The sequence below is a fragment of the Mammaliicoccus sp. F-M27 genome (assembly GCF_022387115.1).
GTDB classification, from domain to species: domain Bacteria; phylum Bacillota; class Bacilli; order Staphylococcales; family Staphylococcaceae; genus Mammaliicoccus; species Mammaliicoccus vitulinus.
Genome location: NZ_JAJNIE010000036.1, coordinates 1 through 1179 on the forward strand (window position 1 = coordinate 1; position 1179 = coordinate 1179).

The window sequence follows — 1179 nt, forward strand, 5'->3', positions numbered from 1 at the left end:
CTGAGTGTATCGTTAAACGATAGCTTAAATCTGGACGCATAGCCATCATTTCTTTTAATGGATTGATGACAATCTCTAACGAAGGACGATTTGAAATTTCAAAACTAATAATCTCCGAACTATGTAAGTCCATAAAAGGAGATAAATATAATTTCTGACCATTCTTCAACTTGAATTCTGTAATATCTGTCACTATTTTTTGAAAAGGGACATGTGTTTTAAATCTACGATTTATTATATTTTTAGCGACCTTACCAACTTTACCTTTGAATGATCGATATTTACGTCCTCTATGCGTGAATTTCGAACAAGATAATCCTAATTCTTTCATTAATCTTCTTACTTTTTTATGATTTACATTGATACCTCTATTACTTAAATCTTGTGTAACTCTTCGGTAACCATAGGTATAATTAGATTCCTTACATATTTCTTTTATTACTTTAATCAGTTCATCATCTTTATTAGGTTTATTGAACTGATTTATCCAATAATAATATACAGATTTAGCTAATTTAGCGACTTTGAATAAAATACTCAATTTTATATTAAGTGTTTCGTGTAGTTCCGTAATCACCTTTACTATTTCTGATTTTTGCTTCCGTATATGTCGGTCAAGGCTTGTAACTTTTTTTGATAAGCAATACCTGCCTTTAACGTTTCAACTTCATTTCGTAGTCTTTCGAGTTCTTCACGTTCATTTTCATTTAGAGATGAATTTTTATTATCAGTTTTTGAATGTTTTTTATCCATATTGATAGACCGTCCCTTTTGTTTATTAGCTAGATCAAGACGACACTTTTCATCAAATTGATGTTGCCAATTGGCAACCATTATAGGATTAATAATCTTAAAATGATTAGCTGTTTCTCGATAAGACAACATATTTTCTTGTCTAAATTTTATAACAGATAATTTAAATTCGCTAGTATAAACAGTGTTTCTTCTTTTTTCTTTTAAGCCATCTTCTCCAAACTCTTTATATTGATTGACCCATATTTGAATGACAGATGAACTGGAAATGTCATGTTTTAAGGTGAGTGCTTTATAACCTGATTGACCATCTAAGTACTCTTTTACTAATTTTAGTTTAAAGTTAAAATCATATTTTTTTCTCATAAATAATGCACCCCTATAAGCTAGATTTGAGGTTCAACTTTTGGGGTGCACATCAGACAT

Annotated in this window: 2 protein-coding genes; both read right to left on the bottom strand. The window is 29.6% G+C overall.

The genetic code is table 11. The features are described from left to right. Positions 1 to 577, bottom strand: a 577-nt coding sequence (locus LQ598_RS13655) for an IS3 family transposase (RefSeq protein WP_239745722.1), incomplete at its 3' end; no start/stop codon positions are given. Between the two features lie 5 nt (positions 578 to 582). After that, positions 583 to 1119 (bottom strand): helix-turn-helix domain-containing protein, encoded by a 537-nt coding sequence (locus tag LQ598_RS13660; protein ID WP_103323640.1) that lies wholly within the window; start codon positions 1117 to 1119, stop codon positions 583 to 585. Positions 1120 to 1179: the final 60 nt, after the last annotated feature.